The 17,440-nt window shown below is 69.8% G+C and carries 15 protein-coding genes; 12 read left to right on the plus strand and 3 right to left on the minus strand.

The annotated features are described in order from the left end of the window. Positions 1-678 precede the first annotated feature (678 nt). Positions 679-1,506, minus strand: a complete 828-nt coding sequence (locus GZ997_RS05695) for an ABC transporter permease subunit (RefSeq protein WP_203234036.1) — start codon at positions 1,504-1,506, stop codon at positions 679-681. Then, positions 1,503-2,423, minus strand: coding sequence for an ABC transporter ATP-binding protein (locus GZ997_RS05700; protein WP_162679194.1), 921 nt, complete (start codon positions 2,421-2,423; stop codon positions 1,503-1,505). The genes GZ997_RS05695 and GZ997_RS05700 overlap by 4 nt, the downstream gene beginning before the upstream one ends. Positions 2,424-2,839: 416 nt before the next feature. On the opposite strand from GZ997_RS05700, the gene GZ997_RS05705 reads away from it, so the two are divergent. After that, positions 2,840-3,823: a tyrosine recombinase XerC gene (locus tag GZ997_RS05705; protein WP_162679203.1), complete on the plus strand. Its 984-nt coding sequence runs from the start codon at positions 2,840-2,842 to the stop codon at positions 3,821-3,823. Positions 3,824-3,898: 75 nt separating this feature from the next. Here the strand turns inward: GZ997_RS05705 and GZ997_RS12690 are convergent, their stop codons facing one another. Continuing rightward, positions 3,899-4,702 (minus strand): M23 family metallopeptidase, encoded by an 804-nt coding sequence (locus tag GZ997_RS12690; RefSeq protein ID WP_238994295.1) that lies wholly within the window; start codon positions 4,700-4,702, stop codon positions 3,899-3,901. Positions 4,703-5,230: 528 nt separating this feature from the next. Here GZ997_RS12690 and rpsB point away from each other — a divergent pair. The 11 genes from rpsB to GZ997_RS05765 all read left to right on the plus strand — a co-directional run bounded on the left by rpsB (position 5,231) and on the right by GZ997_RS05765 (position 16,640). Continuing rightward, complete coding sequence (gene rpsB / locus GZ997_RS05715; protein WP_162679195.1) at positions 5,231-6,118, plus strand: 30S ribosomal protein S2; 888 nt, start codon at positions 5,231-5,233, stop codon at positions 6,116-6,118. Between the two features lie 50 nt (positions 6,119-6,168). After that, positions 6,169-7,008, plus strand: a complete 840-nt coding sequence (gene tsf / locus GZ997_RS05720) for a translation elongation factor Ts (protein WP_162679196.1) — start codon at positions 6,169-6,171, stop codon at positions 7,006-7,008. A 218-nt stretch (positions 7,009-7,226) separates the two neighbouring features. After that, positions 7,227-7,979 (plus strand): UMP kinase, encoded by a 753-nt coding sequence (pyrH, locus tag GZ997_RS05725; protein ID WP_161924395.1) that lies wholly within the window; start codon positions 7,227-7,229, stop codon positions 7,977-7,979. Positions 7,980-8,110: 131 nt separating this feature from the next. After that, positions 8,111-8,668: a ribosome recycling factor gene (frr, locus tag GZ997_RS05730; RefSeq protein WP_161924394.1), complete on the plus strand. Its 558-nt coding sequence runs from the start codon at positions 8,111-8,113 to the stop codon at positions 8,666-8,668. A gap of 31 nt (positions 8,669-8,699) precedes the next feature. Then, positions 8,700-9,638 (plus strand): phosphatidate cytidylyltransferase, encoded by a 939-nt coding sequence (locus tag GZ997_RS05735; RefSeq protein WP_162679197.1) that lies wholly within the window; start codon positions 8,700-8,702, stop codon positions 9,636-9,638. Between the two features lie 221 nt (positions 9,639-9,859). After that, positions 9,860-11,140 carry a 23S rRNA (adenine(2503)-C(2))-methyltransferase RlmN gene (rlmN, locus tag GZ997_RS05740; protein WP_343212284.1) on the plus strand — a complete coding sequence of 427 codons (1,281 nt, stop codon included), beginning with the start codon at positions 9,860-9,862 and terminating at the stop codon, positions 11,138-11,140. After that, positions 11,137-11,682, plus strand: coding sequence for a DivIVA domain-containing protein (locus GZ997_RS05745; RefSeq protein WP_162679199.1), 546 nt, complete (start codon positions 11,137-11,139; stop codon positions 11,680-11,682). Before rlmN ends, GZ997_RS05745 begins: the two co-directional genes overlap by 4 nt. Before the next feature lie 7 nt (positions 11,683-11,689). Beyond that, positions 11,690-12,991, plus strand: coding sequence for a 1-deoxy-D-xylulose-5-phosphate reductoisomerase (gene dxr / locus GZ997_RS05750; RefSeq protein WP_162679200.1), 1,302 nt, complete (start codon positions 11,690-11,692; stop codon positions 12,989-12,991). A 25-nt stretch (positions 12,992-13,016) separates the two neighbouring features. Further along, on the plus strand, positions 13,017-14,333 hold the full coding sequence (locus GZ997_RS05755) for a site-2 protease family protein (RefSeq protein ID WP_162679201.1): 1,317 nt from the start codon (positions 13,017-13,019) through the stop codon (positions 14,331-14,333). A 101-nt stretch (positions 14,334-14,434) separates the two neighbouring features. Beyond that, on the plus strand, positions 14,435-15,616 hold the full coding sequence (ispG, locus tag GZ997_RS05760) for a flavodoxin-dependent (E)-4-hydroxy-3-methylbut-2-enyl-diphosphate synthase (protein ID WP_161924390.1): 1,182 nt from the start codon (positions 14,435-14,437) through the stop codon (positions 15,614-15,616). 37 nt (positions 15,617-15,653) lie between these two features. Continuing rightward, positions 15,654-16,640, plus strand: a complete 987-nt coding sequence (locus GZ997_RS05765; protein ID WP_343212285.1) for a GNAT family N-acetyltransferase — start codon at positions 15,654-15,656, stop codon at positions 16,638-16,640. The last annotated feature ends 800 nt before the right edge of the window (positions 16,641-17,440 follow it).

The raw sequence follows: 17,440 nt of genomic DNA on the forward strand, positions 1-17,440 counted from the left end.
CGAAACCCTCCACGATGTGGAGGGTGTGGGGCGAATGAGGTCGTATTCGGCCAGCGCGGGTTAGTCGAGTACGACCTCACACGCCCGAGAACGACCTCGTCATCCCCGAAACGACCCGCTGCGCCCGGTCGAGTACGACCTCGCCGGCCCGAGAACGTCCCCCGGTGGCGAATACGTCCTCGTGGGCCCCAAAACGACCTCCGCGCGGCGAAAACGACCTCGCCAGCCCGAGAACGTCCCCATCAGCCCGAGAACGACCCTCGAGCACGATCGCCACACCACACTCCCCACCCGCCGCGCCGCCGGGACACGCACGCCATACACCACTCGCCGAACCGCTGCCGATCCACCCACCAAACCCCCAAACGCGAACAGCCGGTTTTGCTTGGTATTTCGGTGTTCTTGGTTTTGGGTTGGTGGGGGTTGGTTGGCTCCGGCGTGCGCCGCGGGGGTTGCGGCACGCTGGAGGTGGTTGGGCTGGTTCTCGGCTTGTGCGCTTTCCGCGTGATTACGCCGTTTCTGTGGAAGCGTACTGGGAGTGAGCGTGCGGCGCGTGCTCGTGCCGGGCCGGATCTGCCCGTGCTGCGCAAGCAGGCCACCGCCGGATCCTCCCGCCCGTGGCCTCCGCCCTGGTCCTAGGCGCCGCGGCGCGCAGTGGTAACCGGACGCTCCCCTGTCTCACCGGCCGATGTCGCGGCGCGACAACGCCATACAGGCAACTGCTACCAGCAGGGCGCTGAGCCCCCACAGCAGTGCCAGGCCGCCCCAGTCAAAGCCATTGCTCAGAGGGCGTTCGCCGAATGCCCAGTAATAGGGTGACAGGTGCGCAAGCCAGTCCAGACCGGTGGACATGCCGGAGACTGCGTTTAGTGCATAGCCGAGCGCAGCCACCGTGGCGCCGGCACCGAGCGACCAGGCACTCCGTCCCGTCAGCGCGCCGACCGCCAGCGCGGAAGTTCCACAGAGCACGGCGAGACCCGCCCAGGAGGCGGTAGCAGCCAGCACATTGGCGGTGGACAGCCCCAGCTCTGCGACTGGGTTGAGCGCCAGCAGCACAGCCACTGTGACGAGGGAGAGCCCGAGCACCCGTAGAACCAGTGCGGCTGCGGTCTGGGCCGCGTACTGCACGCGGCCCACGGCGTGGGCGAGCGTGAGCTCCAGGCGTCCGCTCTCCTCCGCGCCCGCGATGAGGTGCGCGCCCCAGGCGGTGGCGGCGATGGCTGCAAGGACGAATCCGAGCAGACCGAAGAAGGTCGCCTGGGCATAGCCCGCACCCGTGGCGATCTGGTCGTATCCCAGGACGGACACGAGCTGCGCGGGCAAGGCGTCGAGGATGTCCGCGAGTTCGGGCGTCTGCAACGATGGGTAGACCGGCAGGTACAGCGCCAGCACCGCCGCGAGTGCAACGCTCCAGCCGAGCAGCGAGCGGGCGCCCTCGGCGAGGTGCCGACGCAGTATCGGCGCGGTGGCGCGGGGTCGGGAAACCGCCGGTCGGGAGGGGATCATGCGGGGTCCTCCTGGGCGTACAGGTTGAGGATCGACTCCTCCAGATCGGGTTCTTCGATCGTGAGCTCCTGAACCGTGAATCGTGACAGTCCCTTGACGAGCTCGTCCGCCGGTCCGCGGAACGTTCCCTGAATGCGCAACTGATTGCCCGGTGCCGGCTCAATCTGCAGATCACTCAAGATCCCGGGATCTGCCAGGCCGACGCGAATCTCCTGCGCGGTCACCTCACTGAGCACCGCGCGCACTCGGGACACGGCCGCCGGACGCAGGGTGGAGACCTCGCCCTCGGCCACAATGCTCCCGTGGGACAGCACGGCGGCCGCATCCGCGGCATGCTGGATCTCGCTGAGGATATGAGAGCTGAGCAGCACGGTTCGCCCGGCGTCGCGCGCCTCGCGCACCAGGCCCAGGAACTCGCGCTGCATGAGCGGGTCCAGGCCGCTGGTGGGCTCATCGAGGATTAACAGCTCGGGGGAGTGCATGAACGCCTGGATCAGCCCGAGCTTCTGCCGGTTTCCCTTAGAAAGTGACAGCACCGGACGACTCAGGTCAAGGTCGAGGCGTTCGGCCAGGCCCTCGATCCGACCTGGGGCGACCGGACCACTGAGCTCGGCCAGGTGGCGCAGTAGTGCGGCGCCGCTGGTGCGCTCGCCGAGGTTGAGCTCGCCCGGCAGGAAGCCGATCCGGCGGCGCAACTGTGGGCGGTCGGTCGCGGGCGAGGCACCGAGCACCGAGATAGTGCCACTGGTGGGGCGCATGATGCCGAGCAGCATGCGCAGCACCGTGGTCTTCCCCGCCCCATTGGGACCGATCAATCCGTACACGCAGCCGCGCTCCACTTGTAGATCGATCCCCCGCACCGCGTGCACGTCCCCGAACCGCTTGTGTAGCGCATGGGTAGCAATAACTGCCGACATGAGTCCTCCCGAGCCGATGGCGTGTGCCCATTCGGCACCCGGCGGGGGTGCACGTACAAGTACGCTACGGAGGCAATATGGCAGGGGCAAGGCCGGTCCGTGAGCCGGACACCGGGCCTGTTCACGTGTTCCCCGACTTGTCAGGGGAGAAAAATGTCCGAATCCGGGACAAACGCCTGCCGCCGGTCCAGTCGCCAATCTTGAAGCCGCATGATTCCAACGACTCAGAAATCGAGGGCCGGTGTTCCAAGGCCATTTGCCCCCAATAGTGACAATGCCGGTCGCGGCACCGCTCTCGCGGACCGAGCCGCGTCCCACCCACATCCTCAAACCAGAAGAGTCACTAGACTGGTGACGTGCGCGCGGATTCCCAGGCTGGTCAGGCATCCTCTGCGCCCGAGGCGGTGGGGCGGCAGATGGGACCGGAGGCCGCGAGTGGGTGCGCCACCCGAGCCGAGCTGCTGGACGCATTCGCCCGCTACCTGGACCTGCAGCGTGGCCTGTCGGTGCACACGGTGCGCGCCTACCTCGGTGACCTGGCGGAGCTGCTGACCTTCCTGGGCGTCGCCGAGGAAGACGACGAACCCGTGGGACCCGCCCTCGGCACCCTGGACCTGCCGGACCTGCGCGCCTGGCTGGCCACCATGTCCGCCGACGGCGCGGCCCGCGCCACCCTGGCCCGCCGCGCCGCCGCCTGCCGCACCTTCTCCAACTGGGCCTACCGCAGCGGACTGCTGCAGGCCGACGTCGCCGCCCGGCTGCGCTCGCCCCGCGCCGACGCTCGCCTGCCCGCCGTGCTCACCCCCGCGCAGGCCGCCGCCCTGCTGGATGCGGCGGCCGACGCCGTCGCCGCAGCCGGGGACACAGCCGGCGACGACGCCGATGCCGGCATGGCCAGGGCGCTGGCACTGCGCGACCGGGCGATTCTGGAGGTGCTGTACGCCACCGGCGTGCGTGTTTCCGAACTGTGCGCCCTGAACCTGGGGGACGTGGACGCTGCGCGTCGCACCATGCGGGTCTTGGGCAAGGGCGACAAGGAGCGCACGGTGCCCTATGGCGGGCCCGCCGCCGCGGCCCTGGAGGACTGGGCGGACGTGCGGCCTGCCGTAGCCGCCGCCGACGCCGGGGCGGCCCTGTTCCTGGGCGCCCGCGGTCGCCGCATCGGGCCGCGGGCCGTACGCGAGATTGTCCACCGCACGGCCGCCAGCGCCGGCGTGCCGGACCTGGGCCCCCACGGTCTGCGCCACTCCGCGGCCACCCACGTGCTCAGCGGGGGAGCGGACCTGCGCAGCGTGCAGGAACTGCTGGGGCACTCCTCGCTGGCCACCACCCAGCGCTACACGCACGTATCCGCCGAGCGCCTGCGCGCCGTCTACGCCCAGGCCTTCCCGCGGGCCTGACGGCAGAGCCCACCGCGCCGGCGAGGCCGACCCCGACCGATAGAGTTCCGGGAGGGGCGGCGGGTCGGGCTGCAATCAGCTCAGTGGCTTCAGGCGTATCACCGCGGGCTGAAGCAGGCGCACCGGGTTGACGTAGGTCTTCGGGCCGGTGCGGGCGCCCCAGTGGAGGGCATCGGCGCCGTCGGCGCGGTGACCGGGCTGCAGCGTGCCGATCACTTGGCCGCGCGCTACGGCCTCGCCGGCCTTGACGCAGGGGTCCACCGGCTCATAGGTGGTGCGGATGCCGTCGGCGTGGTCGATGGACACCACCGGCCGTCCGGCCACCATCCCCGCGAAGGCGACCGTCCCGTCCGCGGCCGCCAGCACCTGCGATCCCGCCGCCAGCGCCAGGTCCACGCCCCGGTGCCCGGAGCCCCATACCACTGCCGGCGGATCGAAGTCGGCCAGCACCGTCGTCGCCATGCCCGTCGGCCAGGCGTAGCGCACCCTTGTGGCCACGACCCCGAGCAGCGGCCCCGCGGGTTCCGCCGCGGTCCCGGCCGCAAAGGCCTGCGGCGGCTTCGGGTCGCCGCCCCGCCAGGCCATGACCACTGGCCGTGGTGCGGCCCCGGCTGCTGCCGCGGGTGCGACCGGCGTCGGCGCCAGGGCCAGGGCGGTGCCAACGGCCGTTGCGGCGACGGCCACGGCCAGGCTCCGGGCCGACCGGCGCCACCCGCCCGGGCGCGGAAGCCCCGTCCCACGGCGGGAGCGGGCGTCCACAGTGGCGCCATCGGGCCGGGTGGTAGCGCGCTCGCTGCTGCCTTCCGGGTTGGCGGCTGCGGTGGGGACGCGTGGAGTGGAGTCGTTGGCGCCGGGGGCGGTTGCTGTGAAGTTGCTCATGACCTCAGGGTGCGTCGGTGCGCGGCGGAGCGCATCTGCGCGACCGTCCGCCTGTGAATAACTGGCCTGGTTGCCTGCTTCCAACCGGGCCTGTGGACACCGGTGCGCTGCCCCTGCCGACGAGTCGGCCATGGCTGCACTAGGTCGGCCGGGGCTTGGGAGCGGCGAGGGTCAGATACCCGCTGGCGCTGCAGTGGTGCTGTGATAACGTCGCGCCCGCAGCCCTGCGCGGGCTCGGAGCATTCTGCCGGGCCGGTGCGAGGCTGACTTCGCGTGTCCGCGCCCGCTCCGCCATCGGTGGGGCGGGAACGTCCTTTCGGGCGCCATGGCCGAGGTCCCGCACTGCGCAAGCACTGCGGGTGGCCGGGCGCCGCGGGCACCAGGCCCCATGCCCGGGCTCCGGGCAGCCGCGCCCCGCCCACGGGGCCTCCGGTCAACGGGGAGCAACCAACCATAAACGGGCGTCCCGGCCGAGCCGCGGGCGTCCCCCGACCTGCGCGCCCGCCGGGCGCGCCTGAAAGGACCCTCATGGCGATTGTGACCATGCGCCAGCTGCTTGAGAATGGTGTCCACTTCGGCCACCAGACTCGCCGTTGGAACCCCAAGATGAAGCGGTTCATCCTCACGGAGCGCAACGGCATCTACATCATCGACCTGCAGCAGTCGGTTGACGGCATCAACACCGCCTACGACTTCATCAAGGAGACTGTCGCCCGCGGCGGCAACATCCTGTTCGTCGGCACCAAGACCCAGGCGCAGGCCGCCGTGGCCGAGCAGGCGCAGCGTGTCGGCATGCCCTACGTCAACCAGCGCTGGCTGGGCGGCATGCTCACCAACTTCGCCACCGTGCGCGGGCGCCTGGACCGTATGAAGGAACTCGAGCAGATCGACTTCGACGACGTGGCCGGCTCCGGCCGCACCAAGAAGGAACTGCTCATGATGCGCCGCGAGAAGGACAAGCTCGTCAAGACCCTCGGCGGCATCCGCGACATGGCCAAGCCGCCGGCCGCCATCTGGGTGGTGGACACCAAGAAGGAGCACCTGGCCATCTCCGAGGCGCAGAAGCTGGGCATCCCCGTGGTAGCCGTGCTTGACACCAACTGCGACCCCGACGAGGTCACCTACGCCGTCCCCGGCAATGACGACGCCATCCGCTCCGTCACCCTGCTGACCCACATCATGGCCGATGCCGTCGCGGAGGGGCTGGTCTCCCGGTCCGCCGGCCGCGCCCGCACCGGTGAGGAGGCCGAGGTTCCCGCCGCCGAGGCGGAGCCGCTGCCCGAGTGGGAGGCGCAGCTGCTGGCCGGCGCCGAGAACGCCGACGCCGCCGCGAGCGCGGAGCCTGCCGCGGCCACCGTGAGTGAAGCCCCGGCGGCTCCCTCGGATAGCGAGCCTGCTCCCGCCGAGCAGGCCTGATTCCAGCAGCCGCCCGTTCACTCCAATCTCAGCAATTTCAGGAGATATCCATGCCCAACTACACCACCGCTGACATCAAGGCGCTGCGCGAGAAGACCGGCGCCGGCATGCTCGACGTCAAGAAGGCGCTCGACGAGGCGAACGGTGACGCCGAGAAGGCCATCGAGATCATTCGCGTCAAGGGCCTGAAGGGCATCGCCAAGCGCGAGGGTCGTTCCGCCTCCGCCGGCCTGATCGCCGCCAAGGTGGTCGACGCCGACGGGGCCCAGGTGGGCGTCCTGGTGGAGATCAACGCCGAGACCGACTTCGTCGCCAAGAACGAGAAGTTCCTCGACTTCGCCGACAAGGTCCTCACCGCCGCCATCGACTCCGGCGCCGAGACCGCGGAGGCGCTGGCCGAGGTCGCCGTCGACGGCACCACTGTCAAGGAGCTCACCGACTCCATGCAGGCCGTCATCGGCGAGAAGATCGTCGTGCGCCGCGTCGGCCGCCTGGCCGCCGACCACGTCGAGCTGTACCTGCACCGCACCAACCCCGACCTGCCCGCGCAGGTGGGTGTGCTGGTCGGTACCGACGCCGCGGCCGGTGAGGTCGCCCACGACGTCGCCATGCACGTGGCCGCCTACTCCCCGCTGTACCTGGACCGCGACTCCGTCCCGGCCGAGGTCGTGGAGAAGGAGCGTGCCATCGCCGAGGAGACCACCCGCGCCGAGGGCAAGCCGGAGAAGGCCATCCCGAAGATCGTCGAGGGCCGCATGAACGGCTTCTACAAGGAGAACTGCCTGGTGGACCAGGCCTACGCCAAGGACCCCAAGACCACGGTCGGCAAGGTCATCGCGGCTACCGGCGGCAAGCTGACCGGCTTCGTCCGCTTCCGCGTCGGCGCCTGAGTCTTAAGGCGACAATCCCCGGCACTCCCGCACGCTGCGGGGTGCGTGCGGTGGGGCCCGTGAGCACTGCGCTCACGGGCCCCACCGCTGTTCTCCGAGGCTGACGTGCGACCCGGTCCGCTCATCGCCGACGGAGGACGGCTACGGCACGGTAGGCTGTGCCGAGCGCTGACGCGCGAGCCGCCGAACCGTCCGCACCCCGCCAGGAGGCAATACGCATGAGTGAGTCCCCAGAACGCGACGATCGCATCGCTCACGGCACACACCCCCGTCGGGTGCTGCTCAAGCTCTCCGGCGAGGTGTTCGGCGGAGGATCGGTGGGCCTGGACGCCGATGTCGTCGCCGACGCCGCCGGGCAGATCGCCACCGCCATCAAGCAGGGCGTGCAGGTGGCGATCGTCGTCGGCGGCGGGAACTTCTTCCGCGGCGCGGAACTGTCCGCTCGCGGCATGGACCGCGCCCGTGCCGACTACATGGGCATGCTCGGGACGGTGATGAACGCCCTGGCGCTGCAGGACTTCATCGAGAAGGCCGGAGTGCCGGCGCGCGTGCAGTCAGCGATCACCATGACCCAGGTGGCCGAGCCCTACATCCCGCTGCGCGCCATCCGCCACATGGAGAAGGGCCGTGCTGTGGTGTTCGGAGCCGGAGCGGGCATGCCCTACTTCTCAACTGACACCGTCGCCGCCCAGCGCGCACTGGAGACCCACTGCGACGAGCTGCTGGTTGGTAAGAACGGGGTCGACGGCGTGTACACCGCCGATCCGCGCCGCGATCCCAACGCCGTCAAGCTAGACCGGCTCACCTACGGTCGCGCCCTGGCCGACGGGCTGCAAGTGGCCGACGCCTCGGCCTTTGCGCTCAGCCGTGATAATGCGCTGACCATGCGCGTGTTCGGCATGGGCGAGTCGGGAAACATCACCCGCGCCCTGATGGGGGAGGATATCGGCACCCTCGTCACTCTCGACTGAGCCGCTGGGGCGTCGGCACCGTTGCCGACGCGTCCGAGCGCCTCGCAGCCAGGCGCCGCAACAGCCTCCGCAAACAACTTCTGCGAACAAGATCTGCAAACAACTTCTGCGAATTACCGAAGGAACCCACCATGATCGACGATGTCATGCTTGATGCCGAGGACAAGATGGACAAGGCCCTGGAGGCCGGCAAGCACGAGCTCGCCGCCATCCGCACCGGCCGCGCCAACCCGTCCATGTTCAACGGGATCATGGTCGACTACTACGGGGCTCCCACACCCCTGCAGCAGCTCGCCTCCATCACTATCCCCGAGGCCCGCTCAGTGATCGTCAGCCCGTACGACCGCGGCGCCATGAAGGAGATCGTCACCGCGATCCGCGAGTCCGACCTGGGTGTCAACCCCACCGACGACGGCACTGTTATCCGCGTGACCCTGCCAGTGCTGACGGAGGAGCGCCGCCGCGACTACGTCAAGCTCGCCCGCTCCCGCGCCGAGGAGTCCCGGGTGCAGGTTCGTGGTGTGCGTGCCAAGGCCAAGAAGGAGCTGGAGGCCATCAAGCGCGACGGCGAGGCCGGCGAGGATGACGTCAAGCGCGCCGAGGGGGAGCTGGACGGCCTGACCAAGCGCTACGTGGAGCAGATCGACGCCGCCCTGGCAGCGAAGGAGTCTGAGCTCCTCGAGGTCTGATTCCGCCCTCCCCAGTGACCCAACCCCAACCGTGAGTCTGCTTTCCAACCTGCTCAGCCCGCCGCCTACGCGCAACCGCGCCCCCCTGCCCGCCACCGGCAGGGCCGGGCGTAATCTGCCCGCCGCCATCGGGGTCGCCGTCGTCCTGGTAGGGGCGGTCCTGGCGTCGCTGGTCTTCAACAAGGCCGCCTTTGTGGGCGTGGTGGTCCTGGCGGTGTGCGGGGCCCTGTGGGAACTGGCAGGGGCATTCGCGCGCAAGGGGATCCGCCTGCCACTCGCACCCTTGTGGATCGGCACGCTCGGGGTCGCGGTGAGCGCCTGGAATGCGGGTGCGGAAGTTGCCCTGGGGGCGTATATCGCCACTGCCGGCGCCTGTGTGCTGTGGTGCTTCCTGGACCAGGCCGAGGCGGAGTCCGGCACAGTCCTGGAGGAGTCCGGACATGACGTGCTGCGCACGGAGGCACACGACGCCGTACGCCGCTCCCGCTCCGTTAACGCCTCCGCCTCCGTGTTCGCCGCCACGTACCTGCCCTTCTTGGCGGGATTCGCGGTACTGCTGGCGGCCCAGCCGCACGGGGTCGGCAAGGTCCTCACACTGATTGCCCTGCCGGCCGCGAATGACACTGGAGGCTGGCTGGCCGGCATTAACTTCGGCAAGCACCCGATGGCGCCCCGCGTGTCGCCGAAGAAGTCATGGGAGGGCTTTGCCGGTTCACTGGTTGCCGCGGTTGGTGCTGGTGTGGCCTGCCTGTGGGCGCTGGGAGGGCCGCCGGCGGCCGGCGCGGCGCTGGGCGCCACCGTCGTGGTGGTCTCCACCCTGGGCGACCTGGGGGAGTCCCTGCTCAAGCGCGACCTTGGGCTGAAGGACATGGGCACCCTTCTGCCTGGGCATGGCGGCCTGATGGATCGGCTCGACTCCATCCTGGTGGCGGCGCCGGTGGTCTACGTGTTCAGCCTGCTCGTGGGGTGAGGTAGCCGCATCCCAGGTGCCGACCACGGTCTTGAACTGTGACTAGCGCCGTGGCACCGGTGAGCGGGCGCGAGTACGCTGCCCCAGCGGCCGCCTGTTCCGCGGCCGGTACGCGCCTGCGGTTGCCTGTTCCGCGGCGCGGGTCACAGTAAAAACACAGCAGAGCCCAGTAAGGTTGAGTAAGGATCACGGAGAGGAGCACAGACAGGATCATGGTCGCAGTGCGCACCATCCATGATGCCCAAGGTGCACATGACCGCCGCCGCGCGCCCGCCCGCCCGCCGGTCCCGCCCGGCCCTGCGGACCGTGGCCGCGTCCAGGTGCTGCCCACCGACCAGCCGCCCGAGGGCGCCACCAGCCCTGACGCCCGCCCCCGCCTGTCCTTCGCCGTTCCCCCGGCCCGCGGCAAGGCCCCCCGGCACCTGGCCGACCTGGACCTGGCGGGCCGCAAGCAGGCCCTGCGCGAGGTCGGCCTGCCCGCCTTTCGCGCCGACCAGCTCTCGCGCCACTACTTCACGCACTTCACGCGCGAACCCGCTGACATGACGGACCTGCCCGCAGCCCAGCGCGAGCAGCTGTGCGGCGAGCTGCTGCCCGACCTGATCCACGAGGTGCGCGCCCTGCGCGCCGACGGTGGCCGTACGATCAAGCACCTGTGGGCCCTCCACGACGGCGTGCGCGTGGAGTCCGTGCTTATGCGCTACCGGGACCGCACCACGCTGTGCGTCTCCTCCCAGGCCGGCTGCGGCATGGCCTGCCCCTTCTGCGCCACCGGCCAGATGGGCCTGACTCGCAACCTGACCACCGGCGAGATCGTGGAGCAGATCCGCCACGCCGCGGCGCTGTCACAGGCGGGCGGCCTGACCGGTGGCCCCGCGCGCCTGTCCAATATCGTCTTCATGGGCATGGGTGAACCCATGGTCAACTACAAGAACGTGGTGGCGGCGCTGCACCGGATCATCGACCCCGCCCCGGAGGGCTTCGGTCTGTCCGCCCGCGGTGTCACCGTCTCCACCGTGGGCCTGGTACCGCTGATCCGCAAGCTTGCGGGCGAGGGCCTGCCGGTCACCCTGGCCGTGTCCCTGCACGCCCCCGACGACGAACTGCGCGACGCCCTCATTCCTGTCAACTCCAAGTGGAAGGTCGGGCAGCTACTGGACGCCGCCCACGACTACTTCGAGGCCACCGGACGGCGCGTGTCCATCGAGTACGCCCTGATCAAGGACATGAACGACCACGCCTGGCGGGCCCAGCTGCTTGCCGATGAGCTCAACCGCCGCGGTCGCGGCTGGGCGCACGTGAACCCCATCCCCCTGAACCCGACGCCCGGCTCCATCTGGACCTGCTCCGAGCCGCAGGTCCAGGACCTCTTCGTCGACACGCTCCGGCGCGCCGGCATCACCACCACGGTGCGGGATACTCGTGGCAGCGATATTGACGGCGCCTGCGGCCAGCTGGCCACCGAGGCGCTCAACCAGGAAAGGGCGGCGCACACCCGATGAGCGACATGTTCCCCAAGGTCGGCCTGCTTAAGCAGGGTTACCGCGTAGAGCAGGTGGACGGCTACTTCGAGACCGCCCACGAGATCTACGACGCCGGCGAACTGGCTGAGATGGACTCCGAGGGGGTGCGCACGGTCGCCTTCGACATCGTCCACGGCGGTTACCGGCCCGATGCCGTCGACGCCGCCCTGGACCGCCTCGAGGCCGCCTTCCTGCAGCGCCGCCGTGCCGAGTACGTGGCCGCCAACGGCCGCAAGGCCTGGATGGACCAGGTGGCGCAGCTGGCCACCACCCTGTACCCGCGGCTGTTGCGCCCGGCCGGTGAGCGCTTCGCGCCGGCCACCAGGCAGGGGTATGACAAGCAGGCCGTGGACGCGCTCATGGACCGCATCGCCGCCTACTTCGACTCCGACGGCACCCTGACCTCCACTCAGGTGCGTGCCGCCGTGTTCCCCGCAGCGCGTGGGGACAAGGCCTACGACGAGGCCAGTGTGGACCGTTTCCTCGCCCGGGCCGTCGAGGTCCTGTTGTCGGTGGAGTGAGGGGCGCGTGACTGTCACAGCTGCGGGCTCCGGCGCCGTAGTCGTACTCGGTTCCACCGGCTCCATCGGCACCCAGGCGCTGGACGTGATCGCCCACCTGGGAGCCCACCCCGGGGCCCCGGGCGAGCCCGGCCGGGTGCCGACGCCCCGCGTGGTCGGCCTGGCTGCGGGCGGCGGCCGCCTGGATCTGCTTGCCGCGCAGGCCGTCACGCACGCCGTGCCCCGCCTGGCCGTCTCCGCCGCCGGCACCGACGTCATACCCCGCCTGCGCGCCGCCCTGGCCGACGCCGCCGCCCGCGCGGGCCGCCCCGACCCCGTCACCGAGATCCTGACCGGCCCCGATGCCGCCACCGACCTGATCGCCGCCGCAGGCGTGGGGGAGGGGGACGTGGTCCTCAACGGCATCACCGGCTCGGTGGGCCTAGCCCCCACCCTGGCCGCCCTGCGCTCCGGCGCCACCCTGGCCCTGGCCAACAAGGAGTCCCTGGTGGTGGGCGGCGCCCTGGTAAAACGGGCCCTGCGCCGCCCCGGGCAGGTCGTGCCCGTCGACTCCGAGCACTCGGCCATCGCGCAGGCACTGCGCTCCGGCGTGCACGAGAAGGGCTTGACCAGCCCCACCCTCACCGGCCGCAGTGAGGTGCGGCGCCTTATCCTGACCGCCTCCGGCGGGCCCTTCCGCGGCCGCCGCCGCGCCGAACTCGCAGGTGTCACCGCCGCCCAGGCACTGGCCCACCCCACGTGGGCGATGGGCCCGGTGGTTACCGTCAACTCCTCCACCCTGGTCAACAAGGGCCTGGAACTGATCGAGGCGCACCTGCTGTTCGACGTCCACCCCGCCGACATCACCGTGGTGGTGCACCCCCAGTCCGTGGTCCACTCCATGGTGGAGTTCATTGACGGCGCCACCATCGCCCAAGCCTCCCCGCCGGACATGCGGCTGCCCATCGCCCTGGGACTGACCTGGCCCCACCGCCCCGACCTGGCCGGCCTGGTGACCCCCCAAGCGTGGTCTGAGCCCACCGCCTGGGCCTTCGAGCCGCTGGACGCCGAAACCTTCCCGGCCGTGGATCTCGCCCGCGCGGCCGTGGCCGCCTCCGCCACTCACCCCGCCGTGCTGAACGCCGCCAACGAACAGGCAGTCGCCGCCTTCCTGGACGGGCGCCTGCGCTGGCTGGACATCGTCGCCATCGACGCCGCCGTGCTGGAGGCCCACTGCGGGCAGCCCGAGCCCGGACTCGATGACGTGCTGGCCGCCGACGCCTGGGCGCGCGCCCGCGCCGACGAGCTGATCGCCGCCCGCACCCGCTGACCGTACCCGCCGACCAGGAGACCCCTTGAGCCACACCCTCGCCTACATCCTGGGCATCGTCATACTCATAATCGGCATCGGCCTGTCCGTCGCCCTGCACGAGCTGGGCCACATGCTGCCCGCCAAGCACTTCGGCGTGAAGGTGCCCGAGTACTTCATCGGCTTCGGCCCGAGGCTGTGGTCTACCCGACGCGGCGAGACCGAGTACGGCATCAAGGCCATCTGGCTGGGTGGCTACGTGCGGCTGCTGGGCATGCTGCCTCCCGCCCGGCCCGGCCACCCGGACAAGCCGGGCTCCATGGTTGCCGAGGCCCGTGCGGAATCCCTGGCCGAGCTCGGCCCCGACGAGCAGGATCGCGCCTTCTACCGCCTGAGCACGCCCCGCAAGCTGCTGGTCATGGCCGGCGGCATCCTCACCAACCTCGCCCTGGGCATCATCTGCCTGACACTCGCCCTGGGAGTGATCGGCCAGCCCGCCCTCACCTCCACCCTTACCTCGGTGGCCGAGTGCGTATCCTCAGACATCGACGCCGGCGCCGCATGCACCGACGCCGACCCCGCCTCCCCGGCAGCCGCAGCGGGGCTCCGGGCCGGAGACACGATCGTCTCCTGGGACGGCGAGACCACCTCCACCTGGGCGGATGTGCAGACCGCCATTGGTGCTGCCGGAACCGAGCCCGCCGTCGTCGTCGTGAAGCGGGACGGGGAGGAGCTGACCCTGACCGTCACCGCCGTAGAGGTGCCCCGCACCGTCTATAACGCCGACGGCGTCCCCGCCACCGATGCCGAGGGCGAGGTTGTCAAGCAGCTGCGCCCCTACGTGGGCATCGGCCCCGCATTGGGAACGGTGCGCACGCCGCCGGGCGAGATCCCGCAGGTGGTGGGATCCGCCGTCGGCCTGACGCTGAAGGCGATTGCCACCCTGCCGGCGGGCCTGTACCACGCCGTCGCCGCCGGACTTGGCCTGGAGGAGCGCAACGCCGAGGGACTGGTCAGCCTGGTCGGGGTGGGGCGCATCGCCGGGGAGGTATCCAGCGCAGGCACCGGTACGGACGCGGGCCTGCCCTTCTCGATGCGCCTGTTCTACATGCTGAGCCTGCTCGGATCGCTGAACCTGGCCCTGTTCGCTTTCAACCTCGTACCGCTGCTGCCGCTGGACGGCGGGCACGTCGCCGGCGCCTGCTGGGAGGGTATCCGCCGACTGTGGGCACGTGCCCACGGCAACCCCGATCCCGGCTATGCCGATACCGCCAGGATGCTGCCGGTGGGGCAGGTGGTCTTCTACCTGCTGATCGTCATGGCGGTGGTCCTGATTTGGGTGGACATCGTTGCGCCCATCTAGGTGGCGGCGCAGTTTCCGCGGGGAGCGGACGACCCCGGGGCGCGCACCGCTGTGATCCGACCGGCACGGCGTCCAGGCGCCACCGGTGCCATACTGGGGACGTGACAGAAGCGATCTCCCTTGGTATGCCGACCGTGCGTGAGGAGCCCGCGGTCCTGGCCCCGCGCAAGCCCACTCGCAAGATCCGTGTCGGTGATATCGATGTCGGAGGTGATGCCCCGATCTCGGTGCAGTCGATGACCACCACCAAAACCCACGACATCGGCGCCACCTTGCAGCAGATCGCGGAACTGACCGCGGCCGGCTGTGACATCGTGCGAGTGGCCTGCCCCACGGACAAGGATGCCGCCGCCCTGCCGGTGATCGCCAAGCAGTCGCGCATCCCCGTGATTGCCGATATCCACTTCAACCCCAAGTACGTGTTTGCCGCGATCGAGGCCGGCTGTGGGGCCGTGCGCGTAAACCCCGGCAACATTCGCAAGTTCGATGACAAGGTCGCCGAGATCTGCAAGGCCGCCTCTGACCACGGCACCTCCCTGCGCATCGGTGTGAACGCCGGCTCCCTGGACCCGCGCCTGCTGAAGAAGTACGGCAAGGCCACCCCCGAGGCGCTGGTGGAGTCCGCCGTGTGGGAGGCGAGCCTGTTCGAGGAGTGCGGCTTCCACGACTTCAAGATCTCCGTTAAGCACCACGACGTGGTCACCATGGTGCAGGCCTACCAGCTGCTCAGCGAGCGGGGGGACTGGCCACTGCACCTGGGTGTGACCGAGGCCGGCCCCGCGTTCCAGGGCACCATCAAGTCCTGCGCCGCCTTCGGGACCCTGCTTGCGCAGGGCATCGGCGACACTATCCGCGTCTCCCTGTCCGCTCCGCCGGTGGAGGAGGTCAAGGTCGGCACCAAGCTGCTGGAGTTCATGGGGCTGCGCGAGCGCAAGCTGGAGATCGTCTCCTGTCCGTCGTGTGGGCGCGCCCAGGTGGACGTGTGGTCGCTGGCCGAGTCCGTGGAGGACGGCCTGAAGGACCTGACGGCTCCGTTGCGCGTGGCCGTCATGGGATGCGTGGTCAATGGCCCCGGGGAGGCCCGTGAGGCCGACCTCGGCTGTGCTTCGGGCAACGGCAAGGGCCAGATCTTCGTGCGCGGCAAGGTGGTCAAGACTGTTCCCGAGGACCAGGTGGTTGAGACGCTGCTGGAGTACGCCCAGGACATGGCCGAGCAGATGCGCTCGGAGTTCGGGGAGGAGGCCCTGGCTGGCACCTCCCCGAGCGTGGTCGCCTCCGCCTGATGGCCGGTAGGCACCACGTCCGCTGGATGAACGCTTCTTGCCCGTGAACCTACTTGGCCGCCGCCTGCCGCCTCCGCTCACCGCGCTTGACCCGAGCCAGTTGAGCGGGCTGCTGCAACTGTGCGCCATCGATCCGGTTGCGGGTGTGTCCCTGGCGCATCAGGTACTGCGCTGGCCGGCATGGGCCCGGGGGGATGTAGTCGCGGACGACCGGTGGCGCCCGGCGGCAGGCGCGTGGGCTACTGGTTCACTGATGCCCTTTGGCCTGGCGCCCCGACCAGCACTGGGACACCCCGGTGCAGGTGACTACGTCGCCCGCGCGCTTGCGGAGCACACCTATAAGCGGTTGACCAGCCACGGCTCAGTCGCGGGGCCGGCGCAGGATGTGGAGGCCGTCTGGGAGCACTTGGCCGCGGCCGGCATGCACTCGCGTGAGGAGCGCTGGGAGCAGCCCCTGTTGGTGGTGCCGCAGAGCGACGGCGGCACGCTGGCCGGCGCGGCGCTGTCACGGCGTCCCGGACTGGCCTGGGCGGCTGCGGGCGTGCACCTCGCGACCCCTGAGGAGGAGGCACTGGTGCTGCCGGCCAGCGTGGACATGTTTACCGGCGAGCTCGGCTACGACCCGACCACCTCCGGCTCCTCCTACGCCCGGCACGTGAACTGGCTGGTCGCCTCCGGTCGCAGCTATGTGCTGCTCGACGACGGCGCCGGCGGTCCGTCCGCTCCGGGTGCGGCCGCCTCTGGGGGAGTGGCTGTGGCTTTCAAGGTTGACGTGGGCTCCCTGTGGCAGCGGCCGGGCGGATCGGTGGCGCAGCTGACCGGCGTATGGACCCGCCCGGACCTGCGTGGGCGAGGCATCGGGACGGTCGCGCTCGCGGCCGCGGTGGACGCGGTGCGCCGCGACCACGTCGGCGCCGATGGGTATGTGAGCCTGTATGTGAACTCCTTCAACGCAGCGGGTCTGGGCCTGTACCGCAGCCTGGGCTTCAGCCGCGTAGGCACCTACGCCACTGTGCTGCTGTGAGTGCTAACAAGCGCGTACGTGTGTCTCTGCGCGGGAGCCGCGGCTCATCGCTGGTAACGAGTCTGCTGGCGCCTCGATCTACTCGATCTATTTGACTCGTCCTGATGCAGCAGCATGCGCGCCATTTCACTTAGTGACCGAGCAATGCTCAAGAGCGTTCAGGTTCCAACAATGATGCCGATGAAAATAACACGTTCGCGGATAAGGGCTCTTCTGTTTTGAGGGTGCGGGTGGTTGTTGTCGGTGGGTGCCGATCTGGCGAGTACGACCTCGTGATCCCCACGCCCTCCACGTTCGGGAGGGTCTGGGGCTGATAAGGACGTTCTCGCCGAACCAGGGTCGTTCTCGGACGTACGAGCACGTACTCACTGAACCAGCGTCGTTCTCAGGCGGGTGAGGTCGTTCTCGGGCGGGCCGTTGTTGGCTCGCGGGGACGACTCGTCAGGACCGTTGGGAGCATCTGGGCGCCGGAACGGGACCGCGACCATCGACAACGCACACCGGTGATCTTGACGCCCTACTCAACGCCCCCCCGGGGTCAAGACATAACCGCCCAGGGTGCAGGCATGACGGCCAGGGCGCTGGTCTGGCGTGTGCGCCCGCGTACCTCGGGGTGACGGTTCGGCACTTCCGATGACGGTTCGGCACTTGGCATCAACGCTTCGGCACTTCCGATGACGGTTCGGCACTTGGCATCAACGCTTCGGCACTTCCGACGACGGTACGTACCCCTACCGTACTGTGTTGTCTCATGACTTCTGGGACTGTTGGATCTCATGACATCTGGGAGTGTCAGAAGT

The organism is Actinomyces sp. 565, from assembly GCF_010365615.1.
Classification (GTDB): Bacteria; Actinomycetota; Actinomycetes; order Actinomycetales; family Actinomycetaceae; genus Actinomyces.

Excerpts from the sequence above, each read along its gene's own strand:
- GZ997_RS05745 (WP_162679199.1), top strand. The coding sequence starts at position 11,137 with ATGAGCGACATGTTCCCCAAGGTCGGCCTGCTTAAGCAGGGTTACCGC.
- GZ997_RS05700 (WP_162679194.1), bottom strand. The coding sequence starts at position 2,423 with ATGTCGGCAGTTATTGCTACCCATGCGCTACACAAGCGGTTCGGGGAC.
- GZ997_RS05705 (WP_162679203.1), top strand. The coding sequence starts at position 2,840 with ATGGGACCGGAGGCCGCGAGTGGGTGCGCCACCCGAGCCGAGCTGCTG.
- GZ997_RS05695 (WP_203234036.1), bottom strand. The coding sequence starts at position 1,506 with ATGATCCCCTCCCGACCGGCGGTTTCCCGACCCCGCGCCACCGCGCCG.
- GZ997_RS12690 (WP_238994295.1), bottom strand. The coding sequence starts at position 4,702 with ATGAGCAACTTCACAGCAACCGCCCCCGGCGCCAACGACTCCACTCCA.
- tsf (WP_162679196.1), top strand. The coding sequence starts at position 6,169 with ATGCCCAACTACACCACCGCTGACATCAAGGCGCTGCGCGAGAAGACC.
- pyrH (WP_161924395.1), top strand. The coding sequence starts at position 7,227 with ATGAGTGAGTCCCCAGAACGCGACGATCGCATCGCTCACGGCACACAC.
- rpsB (WP_162679195.1), top strand. The coding sequence starts at position 5,231 with ATGGCGATTGTGACCATGCGCCAGCTGCTTGAGAATGGTGTCCACTTC.
- frr (WP_161924394.1), top strand. The coding sequence starts at position 8,111 with ATGATCGACGATGTCATGCTTGATGCCGAGGACAAGATGGACAAGGCC.